This window comes from Sphingomonas populi, assembly GCF_004208535.1.
GTDB classification, from domain to species: Bacteria; Pseudomonadota; Alphaproteobacteria; order Sphingomonadales; family Sphingomonadaceae; genus Sphingomonas; species Sphingomonas populi.
The window spans coordinates 112,583-133,507 of the sequence record NZ_SGIS01000001.1; the positions used below are offsets into that span (position 1 = coordinate 112,583).

Below are 20,925 nucleotides of genomic sequence, written 5' to 3' on the forward strand. Positions count from 1 at the left end.
GCCATGACCGACAAACTCACCCGCGGCGTCCATCATATCGGGCTGACGGTGCCCGATCTCGATGAGGCGCGCGCGTTCTTCTGCGGCGTGCTCGGCTTCGACGAGGTCGGCGGCGTACCGGATTATCCGTCGATCTTCGTATCCGACGGCGCCATCCTGCTCACCCTATGGCGCGCCGCCGATCCGCTGACCGCCCGCGCCTTCGATCGACGCGGCAATATCGGCCTGCACCATCTGTCGCTGGCGGTGGCGGACGATGCCGCGCTGGACGCGGCGTGGGAAAAGGTGCGCGCGCGTCCGGGCGTGGTGGTCGATACGGCACCGGGCGCGGTCCGCCCGGACTCGGCGACGCGTCACTTCCTGATTTTCATCCCCGGCGGACTCCGCATCGAGTTCGCCACGCCGTTCGCCTGACGCGCCGGCCCTTCCACTGAAAGGAGCATATCTGTGTCACGACCACCGCTTCCGCCCTTCACCCGCGATACCGCGCTTCAAAAGGTGCGGGCCGCCGAGGATGGCTGGAACAGCCGCGATCCCGCCAGGGTCGCGCTCGCTTACACCGAGGACAGCATATGGCGGAACCGCGCGGAGTTTCTGCAGGGGCGCGACGCTATCGTCGATTTCCTGACCCGCAAATGGCTGAAGGAGCGTGAGTATCGGCTGATCAAAGGCCTGTGGGCCTATGCGGACAACCGGATCGCCGTGCGCTTCGCCTATGAATGGCAAGACGAAACCGGCGGCTGGCACCGATCCTATGGCAACGAGAATTGGGAGTTCGCCTCCGACGGGCTGATGGCTCGCAGGCTGGCAAGCATCAACGATCTTGCGATTTCGGAAGGGGATCGCCTGTTCCGGTGGCCACTCGGCCCGCGACCACAGGGGCACCCGGAGCTGGAGGATTTGGGACTTTGAGCGTCCTCAGCCGGGGGGCCGTAGCGACATTGCCCCAATACCCGGCGTCGGCCAGAGGTTGATCGTATGCCGTCCCGGTCCGCGCCTCGCGCCCGCAGCGATCGACCGATCCGTCGATAAATCTGATCCGCTGAAAGCCACCGTTCAGCTTCGCGGCGTCAGGAGCATCCGATTGGTATCGGAATATCGGATGTATCGTTTGAATCCCACCTCGCCGCGCCGATTGCTCCTCGGCGCATGCGCGCTGCTGTACGCGGTCGGCCCGCAGCCCCTGTTCGCGCGCAAGGTGGCGCGCCCCACGTCGGAATTGCTTGTCGATGCGTCGAGCGGCAGGGCGATCTACGCCAGCCTGCCGGACGAGCCTCGCCGTCCCGCGTCCCTCACCAAGATGATGACGCTGTATCTCGTGTTCGATGCGCTCGATGCCGGGAGATTGCGGCTAAACGATCCCGTGCCGATCTCGCGCAACGCCGCGCGGCAGCCGGCCTCCCGTTTGGGGATCGCGGCGGGCAAGAGCCTGCCGGTGCGCGCCGTGATCAAGGCGATGGCGGTGGATTCCGCCAACGACGTCACCGTCGCCATCGCCGAACGGCTGTGCGGCAGCGAGAACGCGTTCGCGGCGGCGATGAACGCCAAGGCCCGGCAGCTCGGCATGACCAACACCCGTTTCGCGAACGCGACCGGACTCACCAACCGCGGCAATCAAACCACCGCGCGCGACATGGCCGGACTTTCGCTGGCATTGCTGAAGCGGCATGCCAGATATTATCCGGTGTTCGCCACGCCCTCGATCATCTGGCGCTCGCGCCGCATCGTCAATCACGATCATCTGCTCGGCAAGGTCAGCGGCGTCGATGGCATCAAGACCGGCTATACCGCCGACGCAGGCTACAACATCGCGACCTCCGCCCAGCGGCGCGGGAAACGGATCATCGCCGTCGTGCTCGGCGCGGATTCGCTACGGGCGCGGGATCGCCGCGCCGCCGAACTGGTCGAGTTCGGCTTCACGCACCTGCCGGCCGCTCGCCGCTAACGCGGCAGCACCGCGTCAGGCCTTTGCGGAATAGATCATCCGGCCTTCGCCGAGCCGCGCGAACACCTGCTGAAGGTCGCCTTCGCTGACCGCAAAGCAGCCCTGGCTGCGCCCGAGCTGGCCATGCGTGCGCAGCATATCGGGGTTCGCATACCAGGCGGCATGAACGACGAGCGCGCGCGGCAGCGCATTGCTGTTGGTCGGGTCGAGACCGATCAGCCGCTGCGATTTTCCGTGTTTCCCGACATAATAATCCGATGCAAGGAAAGCGCCCTCGCTGGAAGCATTGGACCCCTGTTCGTTCGAAAAGCGCTGAAGGTAGCCGGTATGGGCCGGGTCGCTGCCGCTGCCATGCGCCACGAGCAGGGTGGTCGCCATGCCGTTCGCCATATCGACGAGGTAGAAGCGCGGTTGCGCCGATGGCTGCGAGAAGTCCGCGATCGCGATCCGGTCACGGTGCGGGATCTGCGATCCGTGACGCTGAAGTGCGGCGAGCGCCCGCCGAAGCAGTTCGGGACGCACGACACGACGCGACGCGAGCGGCTGGATGGTTGGAAGCTGCGCCGCCGCAACGCGCGGTAGGGCTGCGGCGCCCAACAAAGCGATCCCGGTTTTGGCGAGGCTGCGGCGTGACAGGCTAAGCACAGGAGTTTGCACGGCTCGGTAGGCATCCCGTTGGTAAGCGATGATACCATTTACCACGAAAACCTGAGAATTTCGTTGCGAAAACAGCGTTTTGTTCCGACCTTTTTGCAATCTCATCGCGACTTCGCATCACTTCGTCGCAACGGGCGCATATTCTCGCAGGTCGGATCAAAACCCGGCGAATCGCGTTTTGTCTCGCATATCCAGATGCCTGGCTGAGATGCGGCACGGGCCTGTAGACCAGATGTATAAACGAGGTGCGCGATGACTTCGACGCTTCTTCGTCGCGGCATTCGTGCCGTGGCGGTGGTTACTGCATTGGCGATCGTCCCGAACGCTGCGCAGGCACGCGATGCCGAGCCGACCAGCGAGGCGGTGGCTATGATGAGTCCGGGGGATTTCCTCTGGAACGATGATCCCGCGACCAAGCCGGATGCGAGCGGGGTGCGGATCGTGGTCAGCATCCCCGACCAGAAGATGTACGTCTATCGCGGCGTCAGGCTCATGGCGGTATCGGCGGTCTCCACCGGCAAGCCGGGGCACGATACGCCAACCGGATACTTCACGATCCTGCAGAAGCAGGTCAAACACACATCGAACCTCTACGACGCCGCGCCCATGCCGTACATGCAGCGCATCACCTGGGACGGCGTGGCGATTCACGCCGGGCGCGATCCCGGCTACGCGGCGTCGCACGGCTGCGTGCGGGTGCCGATCGCCTTCGCCAAGCGGCTCTACGCAATCACGCGCCTGGGCGCGCGTGTGACGATCACCGACGAGTCCCTGGCAGCAGATGTCTCCTCGCCACCGTTGGACGCGGAGGATTTGGGCCTCCCGCCGGCGCCGCAAGAGCCGGCACCCGAGCCCACCGAGATCGCCGCCGTGCAATAACGCGGCCTGACGATCGACGTCAGGCCGCGCGTCCCTCGTAAAGCGATTCGTTACGGCCCGACGTCCGCCTGGTCCGTCCGCACGCGAAGCGCCTTCCCCACCTTGAACCCGAGCGCGGCGCCGACGCGGTCGTCCCAGCCATAGGGATCGTTGCGCACGATCGGCTCGCCACTCTCGTCGAACAGCACCGTCTGGTAGAGCATCCGCACCGGAATCTGGCGGGGTAGCTTCACGAAAGACTCCTTCCCAGTCGCCCGCGCCTTATGCCATTCGTCCAGCACGTTTTCGTCCCGCGCGAGGATTTCGGCAAAGCCAAGCGCATCCTCCACGCGGACGCAGCCATGACTGCGCTGCCGCTGCGTGAGCGCGAACATGGCCTTGGCCGGCGTGTCGTGGAGATAGATGGCATGCTCGTTCTGCATGTCGAACTTGACCAGACCGAGCGAGTTTTTCGGCCCCGGCTGCTGCACGATCCAGCCATTCTTCCGCGCCATGTTGTGCGCCCGCAGATAACTGCCGCTCTTGCCCGCCAGTTCACTCCGCTCGATCGAGCGCGGGATCGTCCAGGTCGGATTGGCGACCAGGCGGAAGATCGGCGAACCGAGCTGCGGCGTCTCCTTGTCGGGTTCGCCGACCACCACCTTGCGGCTGTCCACCAGCTTGCCATCGCGCCAATAGCTGAGCCTTCCGGCGGCGAGGTTCACGTCGATGCGGGTCGGCTGCGGGGTCCGCTCCAGCCAGCGCAGCCGCTCCATGCCAACCGCAATGGCGCGGGCACGATCGACATTCGACAGGTTCAGGATCGCGAGCGCCTCGCCACCGATGACGCCGTCTGGCTCCATGCCATAATCGGCCTGCATCGCCTTCACCGCCGCGACCATCGCAGGCGGGTAGCGATCACCCTGCGCTGCCGCCGCTTTGAGGTAGTCGAGGTTGACGAGCTGCCGCGCGATCGCGGGCAGGCGAGGATCGGTGACACCCGGCTTGATCGGCTTGCCGACGTCGGCGATCGAAGGCTCCGGCGCGGCCGGCTGCCGGCGCAACGCGAGATAGGCTTGTGAAAGACGGCGGTAATTGGCGTCTGCCGGGGCGAGGCCGTTCAGCCACGCAGCGATGTCGCCCGCCTTCAACGCGGCCGACAGCCCCTGTTTCAGGTCCGGGTTGGGGCGCGCTACGGTATAGATGTCATAGAGTTTCGCGGGATCGGTGGCCCCGCGTGCCAGTGCGGTGGCATAGGCCAGCGCCGCCCGTGTCAGCGCGGCCTCGTCCTGCGCGCCGCTCCCGTCGCCAACGCTATCGAACCGCATCTGATCAAGGCCGTGCGCGGCGCGGCCCGCGATCGCCTTTCGCAACTGCGCGGAAGCACCATCCGTCCACCCGCCGGCCCGAGCGGCCGGAGCTTGCGCCGCCGATTGCTGCTGCGTGCCGGTCTGTTGGGGCGAATTGCACCCGCTCAAGACAAGAACCAGCGCCAGCGCTGACGATCCCCCCAGATATGATTTCACGCGTTGCTCCTCGAGTTGAGCTCTTCAACGTCTCGGATGCCATTCCGGCCCCATCGCTCCGGCGAGGGTAAGGCGAAACAGAAGGTATGTCGGAGTAATTAGTCGTTGCCGTCCGAAACGGCCGGCGCGATAATCGCGAGAAATTAGATCGTCCGCAAACTCGATCAGGGCGCGGAAGGCGGCGGGCATCAACAGCGTTTTCTACGTCTCCCCAGGCACCGCGCACGAATTCCTCACCTGGCGCCGCAGCCTGCATGAGATGGCGCCGTTGCTCTTCCGGGGCTGAAGCGGCGGGAGTATGCTAACGCACTATCCCATGCTCGAACAGCGCAGCTACGCTCATACCCTCACGATCATCCACGCCAGGAGACGACATGCGCACCATCATCCTCGCGGCCCTTGCTGTGTCCCTGTCGGCTCCCGCCTATGCGCAGGAGGATCGTCCCCGCGTCGTGATCGATACGGGCGCTCTGCTCGGCCGGAGCGCCGACGGCATCACGTCGTTCAAGGGGATACCATTCGCGGCGCCTCCCGTCGGCGACCTGCGCTGGCGCGCGCCCCAGCCCGCCGCCAAATGGCCCGGCGAACGTGACGCCGGTCAGTATGGCCATGACTGCATGCAGCTCCCGTTTCCAAGCGATGCCGCGCCGCTCGGCACGCCGCCGGCGGAGGATTGCCTCTACGCGAACGTCTGGAAGCCCGACCGCGCAAAAGCGAAGCTGCCCGTCATGGTGTGGATCTACGGCGGCGGCTTCGTCAACGGCGGCTCCTCCCCGCCGACCTATTCGGGTGCCGAACTTGCCGGACAGGGCATCATGGTCGTCAGCTTCAACTACCGCCTTGGCCGCTTCGGCACGTTCGCCCATCCGCAACTGACCACGACGAACCCGGATGGCGGGTTGCTCGCGAACTATGGATATATGGACCAGTTGGCGGCGCTGCGCTGGGTCCGCCGCAACATCGCGGCCTTCGGCGGTGATCCCGCCAATGTGACGATCATCGGCGAAAGCGCCGGCGGAATGTCGGTTCACGCCCTCATCACATCGCCGCTCGCCGACGGCCTTTTCCAAAGGGCGGTCATCGAGTCCGGCGGCCCGAACTCAGCGCCAGGTACGACCCTCGCCGCAGCGGAGGACATCGGCCTCGCCTTCGCGAAGTCCAAGGGCATCGCGCCAGACGATGGGCAAGCCGTGGCGAAGCTTCGGGCGCTACCCGCCGATCAGATCGTCGCTGGCTTGAACCTCGCCACCATGATGACACCCGCTGGTCAGCCCAAGACCTTCACCGGCCCGATCGCGGATGGCAGGATCGCCGTAGATCCAAACACCGCTTACCAGAGTGGCCGGTTCAGCAAGGTGCCGGTCATGCTCGGCGCCACCAGCGACGATATCGGCGGGCCGTCGGGCTACATGATCACCGGCGCTCGCAAGATGGCTGCGCTGTTCGCTTCGAGCAGCGTTCCGACCTATTACTATCGGTTTTCCTACGTCGCGAACTCGGCCCGGACGGCGGATGGAAAAGGTGCCAAACACGCAACCGATATTCCGTTCTTCTTCAACACCGCGTCCATCAAATATGGCGATCAAACCACCGCCACCGATCGCGCCGCAGCACAGACGGTAAGCCGCTATCTCGTCAATTTCGTCAAACGTGGCGATCCCAACGGAGACGCGTTGCCGGCTTGGCCGCGCTATTCTTCCAGCCAACCGTCGATGCTCAATTTCGATGTCGATGGCGCCGCGCGGCTGGCACCCGACCCGCTTCCCTAACCCGCCTTATTCGCCGGGAGCCGAATTTGAGATTGGCGATCGTGGTCTAAATCCCCGCCGGGATCATCCTGATGCGGATGACGACACACTGGCTTGGACCTTTTGCCGTCGTGACACCGCTAATCGCGGCGCATAGAGACGTCAGCGTGCAGGCGTTTCGCAATCATCTCAGGCAGCATCGCGTGGTGGCGGCATGGCTGCTGACGCTTGCGCTGTTGCTCAAGGTGATCGTGCCGAGCGGCTATATGCTCGATACCTCGGGCGGATCGATCGGCCTCGTGCTGTGCTCCGGCATGGCGCCAACCACTGTGGCATCCACCGATGTCATGGCCATGCCGGGCATGGCGCATCACGTCACGCACGATACCGGGCACGACGGTAAAAAGGACGGGCAGACCACCGAGCAGCCTTGCGCCTTCGCCGGGTTGAATGCGGTTGCGCTGGCGGCGACCGATCCGATCCTGCTCGCGCTGGCGATCGCGTTCGTCATCGTCACCGTGTTCCGCCAAGTCAGCCAAAAGCCGGTCCTGACGCGCGCCTATCTGCGGCCACCGTTGCGCGGACCACCGCTGCGCCCGTGACGATCGGCAGCTTCGCGCGCGCCTGAGCGGCGCAGCGTGCGCCGAGGACGCGGCCGAGGCCGCGCCGCCATCCTTGCTGCACTCGCGCCAACAGGAGTCACTGTGCGCCTTTTCCTGCCTTGCGCGGCGTCGATCGCCGTGCTCGCCGCTTCGGCGGCGTCCGCCCAATCCCCGCCAGACGCGCGCCGCGCCGAATTGCTGCGACAACGCGACGCGATCGACGCGGAGTTGCGCCGGATCGATGCGACCGCCCCCGCTCCCGCGTCCAATGCGCGAGCGGAGCCACGCGACGTCATCGTCATCGGCAACGCGCTGACGCTCACCACCAAGGTCGCCGGCCAGACCGACACGACCATCACCAACGCCGATTTCCGCAACACACCCGCGACGACGATCGCCGATATCGTCAAGCTCTCACCCGGCGTCACCGTGACCGGCGGCAACGGCCCGCGCGATGTCGGCGTGTCGATCCGCGGATCGAACGCGCGGAACAGCTTCGGCGCGCGCAACATCCAGGTGTTCGAGGATGATTTCCCCGTCACCCAGCCCGATGGCCTCGCCCGCTTCGACCTCACCGATCCACACGCCTATGGCGCCGTCGATGTCGTGCGCGGCCCATCCTCAGCCCGCTATGGCAATTACGCGGTCGAGGGCGCGATCAACTTCCGCACGCGCAGCGGCCGCGACCTGCAAGGCGTCGAGGCCGGGATCGATGGCGGCAGCTTCGGCTATCTCAACACCTACGCGACGCTTGGCCATGCCGGGCACGGCTATGATTATGCGGTGTTCGGCAGCTTCGCGCGTGCCGACGGCGCGACCGGCCACACCGGCTATCAGACCGGCACGATCAACGCGCTTGCGACGCTCACGCTGTCCGATCGCGACCGCATCACTGGCAAGGTGATCTACAATGAAGGCGAGTTCCGGCTGTCGACGCGGCTGTCGTACACCCAGTATCTCGCCAATCCGTACCAGCAGGGCTGCGACCGGGCGGCGGCCGCCGCGCCCGGCTGCGGGACGATCTCGGTGCTGGCAAACGGGGTAAACGGCGCCCGCGTCGCGCAGACGGCCGCCGAAGGCGATCTTGCCCGCAATGACCGCCGCACCATCGTCGGCGTCCGCTACGAGCATGATGTCTCCGCCGGCACGACCTGGCGCACGCAAGCGACGTTCGACAGCCGCGTCGTCTTCCAGCCGACCAGCGCGACGCCGTTTCGGGGAACGCTCAACAGCTACAACATCAGTTCCGACGTGACGGCGAAGAATCGCCTCGCCGGCACGGACTCAGTGAGCTTCGTCGGCCTGTTCTACAATTACCTCGACGGACAGAATTACTCGTTCAACAAGACACCCGCTGGCCGCAACGGCATCGGCGCGCCGACGCAGACGGTGTTCGGCGGGGTGCGCAACATGGGGGTGCGTGCGCGCGAGGAACTGAGCCTCACGCCCGATCTCCAGCTCGTCCTGGGCATCGGCTACGAGCATTCGCGGATCGACATGCGCCAGACCGGGTATGTCTATCCGGTAGGCTCAAGTCCGACGCTGACCTACATCCCCGCGTTGCGCGCGTTCGACAATGTCGCCCCCGAGGCATCGCTGGTCTGGCAAGCCGACCCGGCGCTCAAGCTGCACGCACGGATCGGCACGGCTTACGGCATTCCGCAATCGGGCCAGTTGTTCGTCACGACCGCAGGCGTGGCCGGCAACAATACCGATCTCAAGACCCAGACCAACCTCGGCATCGATCTCGGTGCCGAGGTGAAGCTCGCCGACACGCTCACCGCCGAGGTGACCGGCTATTACGAATGGTTCCGTAACGAGCAGGTCACCCAGTCGGCGGGCGTCAACCTGCTGTCGTTCACCACCAACGTGCCACGCTCGATCCATCGCGGTGTCGAACTCGCGATGCGCTGGACGCCCCTGCCCGGCGCGCTGCCGGGCGGCTATGTGCAGGCGAACTACAGCTACAACGACCAGCGCTATACCCGCTATGTCGAGCGGCTGACTTCGGGTGCGGTGTCGGCGGCGTTCGACCGCGCCGACAATCACATTCCCGGGGTGATCCCGACCTTCGTCAACGCGCGGCTCGGCTATGATACGCCCCACGGCACCCTCGCGGGGCTGGGCGGTTTTGCGGAGGTGACGTACCGTTCGCGCTACTTCATCGACAACGCCAACCTGCTCGGCATTCCCGCCTACACCTTGCTCAACCTCAACGTGCATTACGATCCCCCGGCGGGTGACGGCTGGTGGTCGCGCGTGTCCTTCTACGCCTCGGTGCAGAATCTCACCGACAAGACCTATGTCGGATCGGCCTCGATCATCTCGGACAGCCTCAACGCGGCCGGCCAGCAAAATCCGGCCACGGCGCTGACGACGACGACCGGGTCGGTCTACGCGGGGCAGCCGCGCACCGTCTATGTTGGCGTGAAAGGACGGTTCTGATGGCGAGTATACCCCGCCCGAGCCTCAGCTACAGCGCCGTTTGGCGTTGGCATTTCTATGCCGGCCTGCTCTGCGTGCCGTTCGTGATCTGGCTGGCGCTGACCGGCACGGTCTATCTGTGGAAGCCGCAGATCGAGGCTTGGCTTGACCAACCCTATACTCACCTCGCCACCACCGGGCCACTGGCGTCGCCCGACGCGCAAGTCGCCGCCGCGTTGCGCGCGGTGCCGGGGGCGACGCTGCACAAATATGTGCTGCCGCAGCGCGACGATGCCGCCGTGCAGATTCTCGTGACGCGGGATCATGCCGACAAGCGCGTTTACCTCAATCCACGCTCGCTGGCGGTGCTGAACGTCGTGACCGAGGAGCGGCGGCCGTTGCGGGTTGTGTTCCACCTTCACGGCGAATTGCTTGCTGGGGCCGTGGGAAGCTATCTGGTCGAGATCGCCGCGTGCTGGGCGATCGTGATGCTGCTCACCGGACTATACCTCTGGTGGCCGCGCGGGCGATCGGGGCTGGCGGGCGTGCTGTATCCGCGCCTGCGCAGCAAGGGGCGGCCATACTGGCGCGATCTGCATGCGGTCGCCGGCATCTGGGTGTCGCTGTTCGCGCTGGGCCTGATCCTCACCGGCCTGCCGTGGGCCAAGGGCTGGGGCAGCTATCTTACCGAGGTCCGGCAGCTTACCGGCACCGCGCGCGGCCCGGTCGACTGGTCGATCGGCGGCAAGCCGCCCGCCGACGATGCGATGTCCGGCGATCATGCTGGCCACGGTGGCATGGTGATGCCGTCCGCGCCGATCCGGCCCGGCGAGCTTGCCCGCGTGATCGCCACGGTTCGCCCGCTCGCGGTTGCGCCGCCGGTGCTGATTTCGCCGCCAGCGCGGGCGGGCGCGCCGTGGTCGATCACCTCTGATGCCGCCGACCGGCCACTGCGCAGCGATCTGAAAGTCGATGGCAAGACCGGCGCTTTGCTCAGCCGCATCGACTTCGCGCAGCGCCACTGGATCGACCGCGTCATCGGTTACGGCGTCGCCGCCCATGAAGGCGCGCTGTTCGGGATCGTCAATCAAATGCTCGGCACGGTGACGGCGCTGCTGCTCGTCGTGCTCGCCGTCTCGGGCGTGGTGATGTGGTGGCGCAGGCGGCGGGTCGGTCTCGGCGCACCGACCGCACTGCCGCGACCGGCTTTCGGGGCTGGTCTGGTGATCGCGATCGTGGCGCTGGCGCTGTACCTGCCGATGTTCGGGCTAACGCTGATCGTCGTACTCGCTGCCGAAGCGATCGTGCGGCGGTCGATGCCGGGCGCGGCGCGTTGGCTGGGGTTGCGGCCGGCGACCGCCTAAGCCGCGCGCAATGTCACCCGCACCGACTTGTACGACGGCGTGCCGCTGTGGGGATCGTGATCCTCCAGCGGCACGAGGCAATTCGCCTCGGGATAATAGGCCGCGAGCGACCCGCGCGCGATCGCATACGCCACGACGGTATAGCCCTCCAGCCGCCGCCCCGGCCCCGCTTCGATATTCACGACATCGCCGTGCGCCAGACCGAGTTCGGCGAGATCATCGGCATTGGCGAACACCACATCTCGCCGCCCGGTGATGCCGCGATAGCGATCGTTCAGCCCGTAGATCGTCGTATTATACTGGTCGTGGCTGCGGATCGTGGTGAGCAGCAACGCCCCCGCCTCTCCGCTCGCGCCGGCAAGCGGGTGGGTGAGGAAATGCGCTTTGCCGTCGGACGTATTCCACACCCGGTTCGAAGCGCCCACCGTCAGCCGGAAACCGCCCTTGTGGCGCACGCGCACGTTGAAATCGCGGAAGTCGGGGAACACGGCCTCGATGCCGTCGCGGATGCGGTCGTAATCGGCGACCAGCCCGTCCCAGTCGATCGCCACGCCGGGGAGCGCAGCCTTGGCGATCCCTGCGATGATCGCCGGTTCCGAGCGCAAATCCGGCGCCGCCGGCTTGAGCCGCCCGCGCGAGGCGTGGACCATCGACATCGAATCCTCGACCGTCACCCATTGCGATCCACTCGCCTGCGCATCGTGTTCGGTCCGCCCGAGGCACGGCAGCACGATCGTCTCGCGCGCGGTGAGCAGGCAGGTGCGGTTGAACTTGGTGAGGATGTTGACCGACAAATCGAGCTTGCGGAACGCGGCAAAGCTCGCCTGCGGATCGGGCATCGCCACCGCCAGATTGCCGCCGAGCGCGATCAGCGCCTTGGCGCGCCCGTCGCGCATCGCCGCCAGCGCATCGACCGCATTGTGGCCATGCGCGCGCGGCGCCGTGATGCCGAAGCGGGCGTCGAGCCGAGCCAGCATCGCCTCGGACGGGATTTCGGTGATGCCGACGGTGCGGTCGCCCTGCACGTTGGAATGGCCGCGCAGTGGGCAGATGCCGGCGCCCGGTTTGCCGATATTGCCGCGCAGCAACAGCAGATTGGCGAGCTGCTGCACGTTGGCGGTGCCGTTGGCGTGCTGCGTGATGCCCATGCCGTAGCACAGGATAACGCGCTCGGCCCGCCAATAGGTTTGCGCCATGCGCTCGATCGCGGCGCGATCGAGGCCAGATCGCGCGACGATCTCATCCCAGCCGGTCGAGTCGATATCGCCGCGTAGCGCATCGAGACCGAGCGTGTGCTCGACGATGAACGCCCGGTCGAGCAGCCCTGCTCCGCCCGCCGCCAGATCGGCGGCATCGGCTTCGAACAGCGCCTTCATCATGCCCTTGAGCATCGCGCCGTCACCGCCGACGCGGACCTGATGATATTCCGACGCCAGTTCGGTCGCCTGCGTGCTGAGCATCTCGCTCGGATGCTGGGGCGACTTGAACCGCTCCAGCCCGCGCTCGCGCAAGGGGTTGGCGACGACGATCGGAACACCGCGCCGCGCCGCCGCGCTCAGCGTCGAGAGCATGCGCGGATGGTTGGTGCCGGGATTGTGGCCGATGCAGAAGATCGCGTCGGCGAGGTCGAAATCCTCCAGCGTGACCGTACCCTTGCCGACCCCGATCGATTGCGGCAGCCCAACGCTGGTCGCCTCGTGGCACATGTTCGAACAATCGGGGAAATTGTTGGTCCCGTAAGCGCGCGCTAACAACTGGAACAGGAACGCCGCCTCGTTCGAGGCGCGGCCCGAGGTGTAGAATTCCGCCTGATTGGGGTCGCTGAGCGCCTGCAATCCCGCGCCGATCCGCGCGAACGCCTCGTCCCACGCGATCGGCATGAAATGGTCGGTCGCCGGATCGTAGCGCAACGGGTGGGTGAGGCGACCGGCGTCTTCGAGCGCATGATCGCTCCAGCCGAACAATTCGGTCGCGCTGTGGCGCGCGAAGAAATCGGGATCGACTCGCTTGGCGGTCGCCTCCCACGTCACTGCTTTCGCACCGTTCTCGCAGAATTCGAACGACGAGGTCTTCTTGGGATCGGGCCAGGCACAGCCGGGGCAATCGAACCCGTCGGGCTGGTTCATCTGGAGCAGCGCGCGCGTATCGGTGGACGCACCCATCTGGTCACGCACCGCCAGCGCCACCGCCTTCAACGCGCCCCAGCCGCCCGCCGGGCCGTCATAATGCTCGACCCCGGCAACCGGCCGCTCGGCCTCGGGCGTATCGCTATAGTCTTGCACGTCGGTTCCTCACACTTCGCGGTGCGTTCTGGCCGCTCGACCGCCGGGAATCAAACACACTTGGTATGACGTCGCCTCGGATCGGACTTGGCGCGCGCGGACACGCTCGTTATAGGCGGTCGCCTGCCCGTATAGCTCAGTTGGTAGAGCGCCACCCTTGTAAAGTGGATGTCCGGGGTTCGATTCCTCGTGCGGGCAGGGTTCATCGGTCGAACGACGGGCTTCGATCAGGAACCCCACGCGATTTCAGGGCGTTGTCCGCTGCAGTAGCAGCGACGGTCGCGAGGGACGCGTTTCATGGAAGAAGACGAGACCGTCCATTACGATGGCGCCGAAGGCGGCTGGGGTTCGGTGCGCGGCATCGTCGAGACCGCGCTTCGCGAACGCGCGCGACCGGCGGCGCTCGACGCGCTGCGGCGGCAGAACAAGGCCGGTGGCTTCATGTGCGTGTCGTGCGCGTGGGGCAAACCCAAGGTGCCGCACACCTTCGAGTTCTGCGAGAACGGCGCCAAGGCAACGCTGTGGGAACTGACCAGCCGGCGCTGCACGCCCGAGTTCTTCGCCGAACACACCGTGTCGGAACTCAAGACGTGGGCAGACTACGATCTCGAACAGACCGGTCGGCTGACCCATCCGCTGCGCTACGATCCCGCGACCGACACATACGTCGCATGCGATTGGGACGAGGCGTTCGCCGCGATCGGCGCGGAATTGGAGGCGATCGATCCGGGCGCCGCCGTCTTCTACGCCTCCGGCCGGGCCAGCCTCGAAACGAGCTATCTCTACGCCCTGTTCGCGCGGCTGTACGGCCACAACAACCTGCCCGACAGTTCCAACATGTGCCACGAAACCACGTCGGTCGCGTTGAAAGACGTGACCGGGTCACCGGTCGGCACCTGCGTGCTCGCAGACTTCGAATTGTGCGACGCGATCTTCTTCTTCGGGCAGAACCCCGGCACCAACTCCCCGCGCCTGCTTCACCCCTTGCAGGAGGCGGTCAAGCGCGGTTGCAAGATCGTCACCTTCAACCCGATCCGCGAGAAGGGGCTGGAGGTCTTCAAGAACCCGCAAAGCGCCAAGGAGATGCTGACTCCCGCCGAGACGAAGATCTCGACGCTCTATCTGCAAGTGAAGACCGGCGGCGATATCGCCGCGATCACCGGCATGATGAAGCATGTGCTCGCCAAGGAAGCGGAGCTGTGGGCGGCCGAGAAGCGCCATGTCCTCGACGTGGACTTCATCGCGCAGCACACCGATGGCTTCGACGCGGTAAAGGCGCATGTCGAGGCGACCGACTGGTCGGCGATCGAGGCGGAGAGCGGCCTCGCGCGTGCCGACATCGAGGCAGCGGCGGACATCTATATCGGCGCCAAGCGATCGATCGCGATGTACGGCATGGGGCTGACCCAGCACGTCCACGGCAGCGACAACATCAAGCAGCTCGTCAATCTGTTCCTGATGAAGGGCAATATCGGGCGTGACGGAACCGGCGTGTCACCGGTCCGGGGGCATTCCAACGTGCAGGGCCAGCGTACCGTCGGCATCTCCGAGAAGCCTGAACTGGTGCCGCTCGACAAGCTCGCCGAGCAATACGGCTTCGAGCCACCGCGCGAGACGGGTCTCACCACCGTTCACGTCTGTGAAAAGATCATCTCGGGCGAGGTGAAGGCGTTCCTCGGTCTTGGTGGCAATTTCATCCGCGCGATCCCCGAGCGCGCGATCATGGAAACCGCATGGACCAAGCTGCGACTGACGGTCCAGATCGCCACCAAACTCAATCGCAGCCACCTCATCAACGGCGAGGTGGCGTATCTGCTGCCGTGCCTCGGCCGATCGGAAGAGGATATGCAGGCGAGCGGCCCGCAGGCGGTGACGATGGAGGACAGCCTGTCCTGCATCCACGGCTCGATCGGCAAGGCGAAACCGACGTCGAGTGAGCTGAAGTCAGAACTCGCGATCGTCGCCGGCATCGCGAAGGCGACGCTGCCACCCAATCCCAAAGTGCCGTGGGATGCATGGGTCGGCGATTACGCCAAGGTCCGCGATGCGATCGAGGAAACCTATCCCGAGCAATTCCACGATTTCAACCGGCGCGTCTTCACGCCCGGCGGGTTCTATCGCGGCAATTCGGCGCGCGAACGCGTCTGGAAAACCAAGAGCGGCAAGGCCGATTTCACCGTGCCGAAGAAGCTCAATTCCTGGGGTATCGAAGACAAAGCGGGCCGCTGGCGGCTGATGACACTGCGATCGAACGACCAGTTCAACACCACCATCTACGGCTATTCCGACCGCCTGCGGGGGATAGAAGGCACGCGCGACGTCCTGTTGATGAACCCCGACGACATCGCGGCGGCGGGGCTGACCGAAGGTCAGATCGTCGGTCTCGCGAGCGACGCGGACGATGGGGTCGATCGGCAGGTCGGCGGGCTGAAGGTCACCAGCTTCTTGCTGCCGCGCGGATGCCTCGGGGCCTATTACCCCGAAATGAACCCGCTGGTGCCGCTGTCCTGGCACGACGAGGAATCGAAGACGCCGGCGGGTAAGAGCGTGCCGGTTCGGATCGTCGCATAAGGTGATCGGACGGCCCGCCGGGTCAGGCAGGCCGTCGCTTTGCTACCCGCAGGGAGCCTGCACCACCTTGCCGGCCGGATCGATGGCGAGCGTGATGCGCTCGACGCGGAAATCGTGTGTGACCATGTCGCCCGGCGCGATTCGCCGGATCGTGCTTGCGCCGGTGCGCTGCTTCACTTGCGCATCATCCGGCGCGGCGTGGCCGACGAGCTTCGACGCCGCTTCGGGCTGGCATTGGTGGGGCGCGGGTGTGGTGTCATGTGCCGCCGGCGCGGTGGGGGTTTCATGTGTGGTGGGCGCACATGCCACGAGCAGCGCCGAGGCGGTTACGAGCGTGAAAGCCGTGCTTTTCATCCGCGTAAAACTCCCGGCCTAGTGGTCTGGCGCATCCAGTCTTCAATGCCGAGCCGCTGCGGCAGCGCGCGCAGCACGACATCGAGATCACGCCCTGCGCCCTCACGGCAACCGCCGCGATGAGTCGCCACCGTCTGCTGGCCCGTCGCGCCCGTCCAGGTGATCGTATAGGTCGCCATGTCGGTTATCGCGACGGTGCAGGGGACCGCCGCATTACTGCCGTCGGCGGGCCGGAACGGTGCGAGATCGGCCTCCAGCGCACGATAGACCTCCGGCGTCGCGCGGCGCTCGCGCGTGCCGAGCACGGCGGTATGGCGCTCACCCGTGAAGGCGACCGTGCCGTCAGCCGCGATCTTGACGTCATAGACCGGGCAGAAGCCGAAGCACGGCCCTACCGAAATCGCGATCGATGTCGCCGCGCCGGTGGCGGGCGCCGGCCCGGCACCGGGCGCGACCGTCGCGCACGCGCCGAGCGCGAATAGCCCACCGCATGCGACCGCGACCTTCATCACCGCCCTCACTTCGCCGCTCCCCGCAGGCCAGCCGGCAGCATATAGGCCGGGCAATAACGATAGGTCGTGCCCGGCCCGCGCGTCTGGATCGTGAAGGTCAAAGCGTCCCGAACGGTGACGGTCTGGCGCTCGCTGACGCGCGGCGCCGGTCCGGCTCCGGCATCGATGCACGACTGGCTGACCGAATAGCGATCCCCCTTGCGCGCGAGCACGCGCACGCGGCAGGCCCGCGAGTGCGCGTCGCTGATGCCGCGCCCGTCGTACTGCCGGATCGCCGCGTTCGGAGCGGTTTCGCAGGCTACGCCCTTCTGGACGTAGATGCCCGGCTTGAGCCGATACACCCCGCCCGGCTTGGGCGAGCGATCGACACTCGCCACAGCAGGCGCGCCGCCCGCGATCACGACGAGCGCAAGGCTCGCAAACAATCCGATTCGAAGCAGCATGTCGGTCTCCCGGTAGGTTCGGATCGGCTATATCGCGCCGAGTCTGAACGTAGACGGAGCCGATCGCCCGATCCCTTGAACCCTCGTCAGCCGATGCCGAGCGTGTCGAGCCGCTTGCGTAAGGTGTTGCGGTTGATACCGAGCGCGCGCGCGGCGCGAAGCTGGTTGTTGCCGTGGCGCTCCAGCAGCGCCTCGATCAGCGGGCGTTCGACCTCGCCGATGATGCGATCGTACAGCGATCCATCGTCCAGCGCGGCTGGCTCCTCGATCGCCAGCCGCTCCAGCCGCGCCCGGATCGCAGCGGCGATGCCGGGATCGACTTCCGCCGGCGGATTGGCCGAATAGGAGCCGCCGAGCAGCACGCGGACCTCGCCCGCACCGATCATGTCGTCGCGGCTGAGCACCGCCATGCGGCGCATCATATTCTCCAGCTCGCGCACATTGCCGGGCCAGTCATGGCTTTCCAGCACGGCGATCGCCTGCGGGTCGAGCTGCTTGCGCGGTAACCCGCTTTCGGCGGCGCGGTCGAGGAAATGGCGCGCGAGCAAGGCGATGTCCTGCCGGCGCGCGCGCAGGGCCGGCAGCGTCACCGGCACGACGTTGAGCCGGTAGAACAGATCCTCGCGGAACTGCCCGTTCGACACCAGCACGGCGAGATCACGGTTTGTCGCCGCGACGATGCGAACATCGGCGCGGATCGTGCGCGCGCCGCCAACCGTGGTGAACTCGCCCGATTGCAGCACGCGCAGTAACCGCGTCTGCGCCTCCATCGGCATGTCGCCGATTTCGTCGAGGAACAAGGTGCCCCCCGCCGCCTGCTCGAACCGACCGGCCGAACGCGCCTGCGCGCCGGTGAACGCGCCGCGTTCGTGCCCGAACAATTCCGCCTCGATCAGTTCGCGCGGGATCGCCGCCATGTTGATCGCGAGGAACGGTGAGCGGCGGCGCGGCCCGAGATCGTGGATCGCGCGGGCGACCAATTCCTTGCCCGTCCCCGATTCGCCGGAAATCAACACGGTAAGATCGTTAGACACGACGCGCGCGATCACGCGGTACACGTCCTGCATCGCCGGCGAGCGGCCGATCAGCGGCAGCGCGCGGTCTTCCTCGCCGATCGGCTCGGCCACACCGCCCGAGCCACGCGCCAGCGCGCTCTGCACGGCGGCAGCGAGCGTATCGAGATCGAACGGCTTGGGCAGATAATCGAACGCGCCGACCTCGGTCGAGCGCACTGCGGTCGTGAGCGTGTTCTGCGCCGACAGCACGATCACCGGCAGGCCGGGATGCTCTCCGACCAGCCGCTGGACCATGTCGAGACCGTTGCCATCGGGCAGCACCACATCGGTGATGAGCACGTCGGGCAGACCCGCCGCCAGCCGCATCTCGGCCTCGGCGAGCGTGGCGGCGGTGGTGAGCCGGTGGCCGTCGCGTTGTAGCGCCTGCACGATCACGGTGCGGATCGCTCCGTCATCATCGACGACGAGGATGTTGCCGGCTCTGGTCAAGCTGAACCTCTGGGAAGTAGAATACGGAATACGGTGCTGAGCGGCGAGCCTTCGCGCGCATATTGGACGATGCCGCCCATATCGCGCACCAGTTTGTCGACCAGCGACAGGCCAAGCCCCTGCCCTTCGGGCTTACCCGATACGAACGGATCGAACAGATGATCGGCAATCTCCTCGGGCGCGCCGGGGCCGTTGTCGATCACGCACACTTCGATCGGCAGCGGCTGGCGCGGCCGGCCCGGCGACGGACTTACCGCCATGCCGTGCCGATACGCGGTCGAGAGCAGAATGCGCGGGTCGGCAACGGTGGTGAGCGCCTCGCAGCCGTTCTTGAGCAGGTTGAGCACGACTTGCAGCAGCGCATCGGGATCGACCAGCACTGGCGGCAGCGACGGATCGAACCGTTCCTCGATCGTCACGTTGCGGCCGAACCCGGCCAACGCGACCCGCCTGGCGTGGTCGAGCAGCGGGTAGATGTTCGACGGCTGAAGGTTGAGCGGTCGGGTGTCGGTGAAATCCTGCATCCGGTCGATCAGCGCGGCGATGCGATCGACTTCGGTGGTGATGAGCGTGGTAAGCGTCGTGTCGGTCTTCGGCCCGGCGAGCAATTGCGCCGCGCCGCGAATGCCCGACAGCGGGTTCTTGATCTCATGCGCCAGCATCGCCGCCGCGCCGATCGCCGCGCGCGCCGCCGAGGCGCGATCGACCGAATGCCCCATCCGGCGCGAGGCGGCGGCGTGGTGCAACGTCACCGTGCGCCAACCGGGCCGATCGGTGACGCGCGCCTCGATATAATCGACCCGCACGCGCCCGCCGCCACGCCGCAGTTCGATCTCGGTGTCGAACGCCGCGAACAGCCGCTCGTCGCGGTCGCTCGGCGCGCGGGGCGGGACGATCACCGAAGCGAGCGTCTGCCCGCGCATCGCGCGCTCGGAGAGGTTGAGCAATGTCTCGCACTCGGCGTTGGCGTAAGTGATGCGCGCGTCGGGATCGAGCACGATCACCGCGACCGGCAGCGTCGCGAACAGTTCGGCGAAGCCCGGCCCCGCAGCTCCCTCGGTCATGAAGTCATGGGGTCACGCCGCCGCGCGGCTGCGCCACGGCGCGTAGAATTCGGCAAGCATCGCCTTGACCTGGTTCGCATCGGCGATCTGGTTGGTTTTGTTGCGGAATTCGGCCGAACCATGCAGCCCGCGCGTGTACCAGCCGATATGCTTGCGCATCATGTTGACGCCGGTTTCGTTGCCGTAGTGTTCAAGCATCGCCTCGTAATGCGCGGCGATCAGGCAATATTGTTCGTCGAGCGTCGGATCGGGAACACGCCGGCCGGAGCGGAACCACTCCATCACCTGACCGAGCAGCCACGGCCGCCCGTAAGACCCGCGCCCGATCATCACGCCGTCCGCGCCGGATTGCTCCAGCGCCGCCTCGGCGTCCTCGATCGAGCAGATGTCGCCATTGGCGATCACGGGTACGCTGACGGCATCCTTCACGCGGCGGATGAAGCCCCAGTCGGCACTCCCCTTGTACATCTGGTTGCGGGTGCGGCCGTGGACGGTGATCATCTTCACGCCGAGATCCTCGGCGATGTGGGCCAATTCCGGCGCATTGAGGCTCGAATGGTCCCAGCCCATCCGCATCTTGAGCGTGACCGGCACGCTCACCGCATCGGCCACACCCTTGATGATCGCGGCGGCATTGACGAGATCGCGCATCAGCGCCGATCCGGCATCGCCGTTGGTCACCTTGCGCACCGGGCAACCCATGTTGATGTCGATGATCGCCGCGCCACGATCTTCCGAGAGCTTCGCCGCCTCGCCCATCTCATAGGGCGTGCAGCCGACGAGTTGCATCGAGACCGGGTCTTCGATCGGGTGCCACGCCGCTTTCTGGAGCGACTGGCGCGTCTCACGGATCGCCGCCTGGCTCGCCACCATCTCGGTGACGTTGAGGCCCGATCCGTAACGGCGCACGATCGTGCGGAACGGCATGTCCGAGACGCCGGTCATCGGCGCCAGGATCACCGGCTGGTCGATCGTCACGGGGCCGATCTGAATGGGAGCGAGGGTGCGCGGGGTCACTAAAGGTCTGCCTGAAAAACAGGCAGCCTATAGGCGAGTGCGCCGCATGCGGC

18 protein-coding genes and 1 tRNA gene are annotated in these 20,925 nt (G+C 66.2%); 10 read left to right on the forward strand and 9 right to left on the reverse strand.

What is annotated here, in order from left to right:
- Positions 1-3: 3 nt before the first annotated feature.
- From EWE75_RS00520 to EWE75_RS00530, 3 genes are all read left to right on the forward strand, one after another.
- A complete protein-coding gene (locus EWE75_RS00520) occupies positions 4-414 on the forward strand; it encodes a VOC family protein (RefSeq protein WP_130154745.1) in 411 nt (136 codons plus the stop codon).
- Positions 415-447: 33 nt separating this feature from the next.
- Complete coding sequence (locus EWE75_RS00525) at positions 448-912, forward strand: nuclear transport factor 2 family protein (RefSeq protein ID WP_427915754.1); 465 nt, start codon at positions 448-450, stop codon at positions 910-912.
- Positions 913-1,102: 190 nt separating this feature from the next.
- Positions 1,103-1,945: a D-alanyl-D-alanine carboxypeptidase family protein gene (locus EWE75_RS00530; RefSeq protein WP_130154747.1), complete on the forward strand. Its 843-nt coding sequence runs from the start codon at positions 1,103-1,105 to the stop codon at positions 1,943-1,945.
- A gap of 15 nt (positions 1,946-1,960) precedes the next feature.
- Here EWE75_RS00530 and EWE75_RS00535 read toward each other — a convergent pair whose 3' ends face one another.
- Positions 1,961-2,542, reverse strand: a complete 582-nt coding sequence (locus EWE75_RS00535; RefSeq protein ID WP_231708131.1) for a murein L,D-transpeptidase catalytic domain family protein — start codon at positions 2,540-2,542, stop codon at positions 1,961-1,963.
- Between the two features lie 312 nt (positions 2,543-2,854).
- On the opposite strand from EWE75_RS00535, the gene EWE75_RS00540 reads away from it, so the two are divergent.
- The gene (locus EWE75_RS00540; protein WP_130154749.1) at positions 2,855-3,481 is read left to right on the forward strand and encodes a L,D-transpeptidase family protein; all 627 of its coding nucleotides are present in this window, start codon (positions 2,855-2,857) and stop codon (positions 3,479-3,481) included.
- Between the two features lie 50 nt (positions 3,482-3,531).
- Here the strand turns inward: EWE75_RS00540 and EWE75_RS00545 are convergent, their stop codons facing one another.
- Positions 3,532-4,986 carry a L,D-transpeptidase family protein gene (locus tag EWE75_RS00545; RefSeq protein ID WP_130154750.1) on the reverse strand — a complete coding sequence of 485 codons (1,455 nt, stop codon included), beginning with the start codon at positions 4,984-4,986 and terminating at the stop codon, positions 3,532-3,534.
- A gap of 374 nt (positions 4,987-5,360) precedes the next feature.
- On the opposite strand from EWE75_RS00545, the gene EWE75_RS00550 reads away from it, so the two are divergent.
- The 4 genes from EWE75_RS00550 to EWE75_RS00565 all read left to right on the forward strand — a co-directional run bounded on the left by EWE75_RS00550 (position 5,361) and on the right by EWE75_RS00565 (position 11,124).
- The gene (locus EWE75_RS00550; RefSeq protein WP_130154751.1) at positions 5,361-6,755 is read left to right on the forward strand and encodes a carboxylesterase/lipase family protein; all 1,395 of its coding nucleotides are present in this window, start codon (positions 5,361-5,363) and stop codon (positions 6,753-6,755) included.
- 71 nt (positions 6,756-6,826) lie between these two features.
- A complete protein-coding gene (locus EWE75_RS00555) occupies positions 6,827-7,336 on the forward strand; it encodes a DUF2946 family protein (RefSeq protein ID WP_231708132.1) in 510 nt (169 codons plus the stop codon).
- Between the two features lie 102 nt (positions 7,337-7,438).
- Positions 7,439-9,781 carry a TonB-dependent receptor family protein gene (locus EWE75_RS00560; protein ID WP_130154752.1) on the forward strand — a complete coding sequence of 781 codons (2,343 nt, stop codon included), beginning with the start codon at positions 7,439-7,441 and terminating at the stop codon, positions 9,779-9,781.
- The gene (locus EWE75_RS00565; protein WP_130154753.1) at positions 9,781-11,124 is read left to right on the forward strand and encodes a PepSY-associated TM helix domain-containing protein; all 1,344 of its coding nucleotides are present in this window, start codon (positions 9,781-9,783) and stop codon (positions 11,122-11,124) included. Before EWE75_RS00560 ends, EWE75_RS00565 begins: the two co-directional genes overlap by 1 nt.
- Here the strand turns inward: EWE75_RS00565 and EWE75_RS00570 are convergent.
- Positions 11,121-13,406 (reverse strand): FdhF/YdeP family oxidoreductase, encoded by a 2,286-nt coding sequence (locus EWE75_RS00570; RefSeq protein WP_130154754.1) that lies wholly within the window; start codon positions 13,404-13,406, stop codon positions 11,121-11,123. The genes EWE75_RS00565 and EWE75_RS00570 overlap by 4 nt on opposite strands.
- A gap of 125 nt (positions 13,407-13,531) precedes the next feature.
- Between EWE75_RS00570 and EWE75_RS00575 the strand changes: the two genes are divergently transcribed.
- Positions 13,532-13,604: transfer RNA gene (locus EWE75_RS00575), tRNA-Thr, on the forward strand.
- Positions 13,605-13,703: 99 nt separating this feature from the next.
- Positions 13,704-15,977 (forward strand): FdhF/YdeP family oxidoreductase, encoded by a 2,274-nt coding sequence (locus EWE75_RS00580; RefSeq protein ID WP_130154755.1) that lies wholly within the window; start codon positions 13,704-13,706, stop codon positions 15,975-15,977.
- Positions 15,978-16,019: 42 nt separating this feature from the next.
- Here EWE75_RS00580 and EWE75_RS00585 read toward each other — a convergent pair whose 3' ends face one another.
- The 6 genes from EWE75_RS00585 to dusB form a co-directional block, all read right to left on the reverse strand.
- The gene (locus tag EWE75_RS00585) at positions 16,020-16,331 is read right to left on the reverse strand and encodes an I78 family peptidase inhibitor (protein WP_130154756.1); all 312 of its coding nucleotides are present in this window, start codon (positions 16,329-16,331) and stop codon (positions 16,020-16,022) included.
- On the reverse strand, positions 16,328-16,840 hold the full coding sequence (locus EWE75_RS00590; protein WP_130154757.1) for a DUF6438 domain-containing protein: 513 nt from the start codon (positions 16,838-16,840) through the stop codon (positions 16,328-16,330). The genes EWE75_RS00585 and EWE75_RS00590 overlap by 4 nt, the downstream gene beginning before the upstream one ends.
- An 8-nt stretch (positions 16,841-16,848) precedes the next feature.
- Positions 16,849-17,286 (reverse strand): hypothetical protein, encoded by a 438-nt coding sequence (locus EWE75_RS00595; RefSeq protein WP_130154758.1) that lies wholly within the window; start codon positions 17,284-17,286, stop codon positions 16,849-16,851.
- Between the two features lie 86 nt (positions 17,287-17,372).
- The gene (gene ntrC, locus EWE75_RS00600) at positions 17,373-18,791 is read right to left on the reverse strand and encodes a nitrogen regulation protein NR(I) (protein ID WP_130154759.1); all 1,419 of its coding nucleotides are present in this window, start codon (positions 18,789-18,791) and stop codon (positions 17,373-17,375) included.
- Positions 18,788-19,855, reverse strand: coding sequence for a two-component system sensor histidine kinase NtrB (locus tag EWE75_RS00605; RefSeq protein WP_130154760.1), 1,068 nt, complete (start codon positions 19,853-19,855; stop codon positions 18,788-18,790). Before EWE75_RS00605 ends, ntrC begins: the two co-directional genes overlap by 4 nt.
- A gap of 12 nt (positions 19,856-19,867) precedes the next feature.
- Positions 19,868-20,872 (reverse strand): tRNA dihydrouridine synthase DusB, encoded by a 1,005-nt coding sequence (gene dusB, locus EWE75_RS00610; protein WP_165388229.1) that lies wholly within the window; start codon positions 20,870-20,872, stop codon positions 19,868-19,870.
- Positions 20,873-20,925 lie beyond the last annotated feature (53 nt).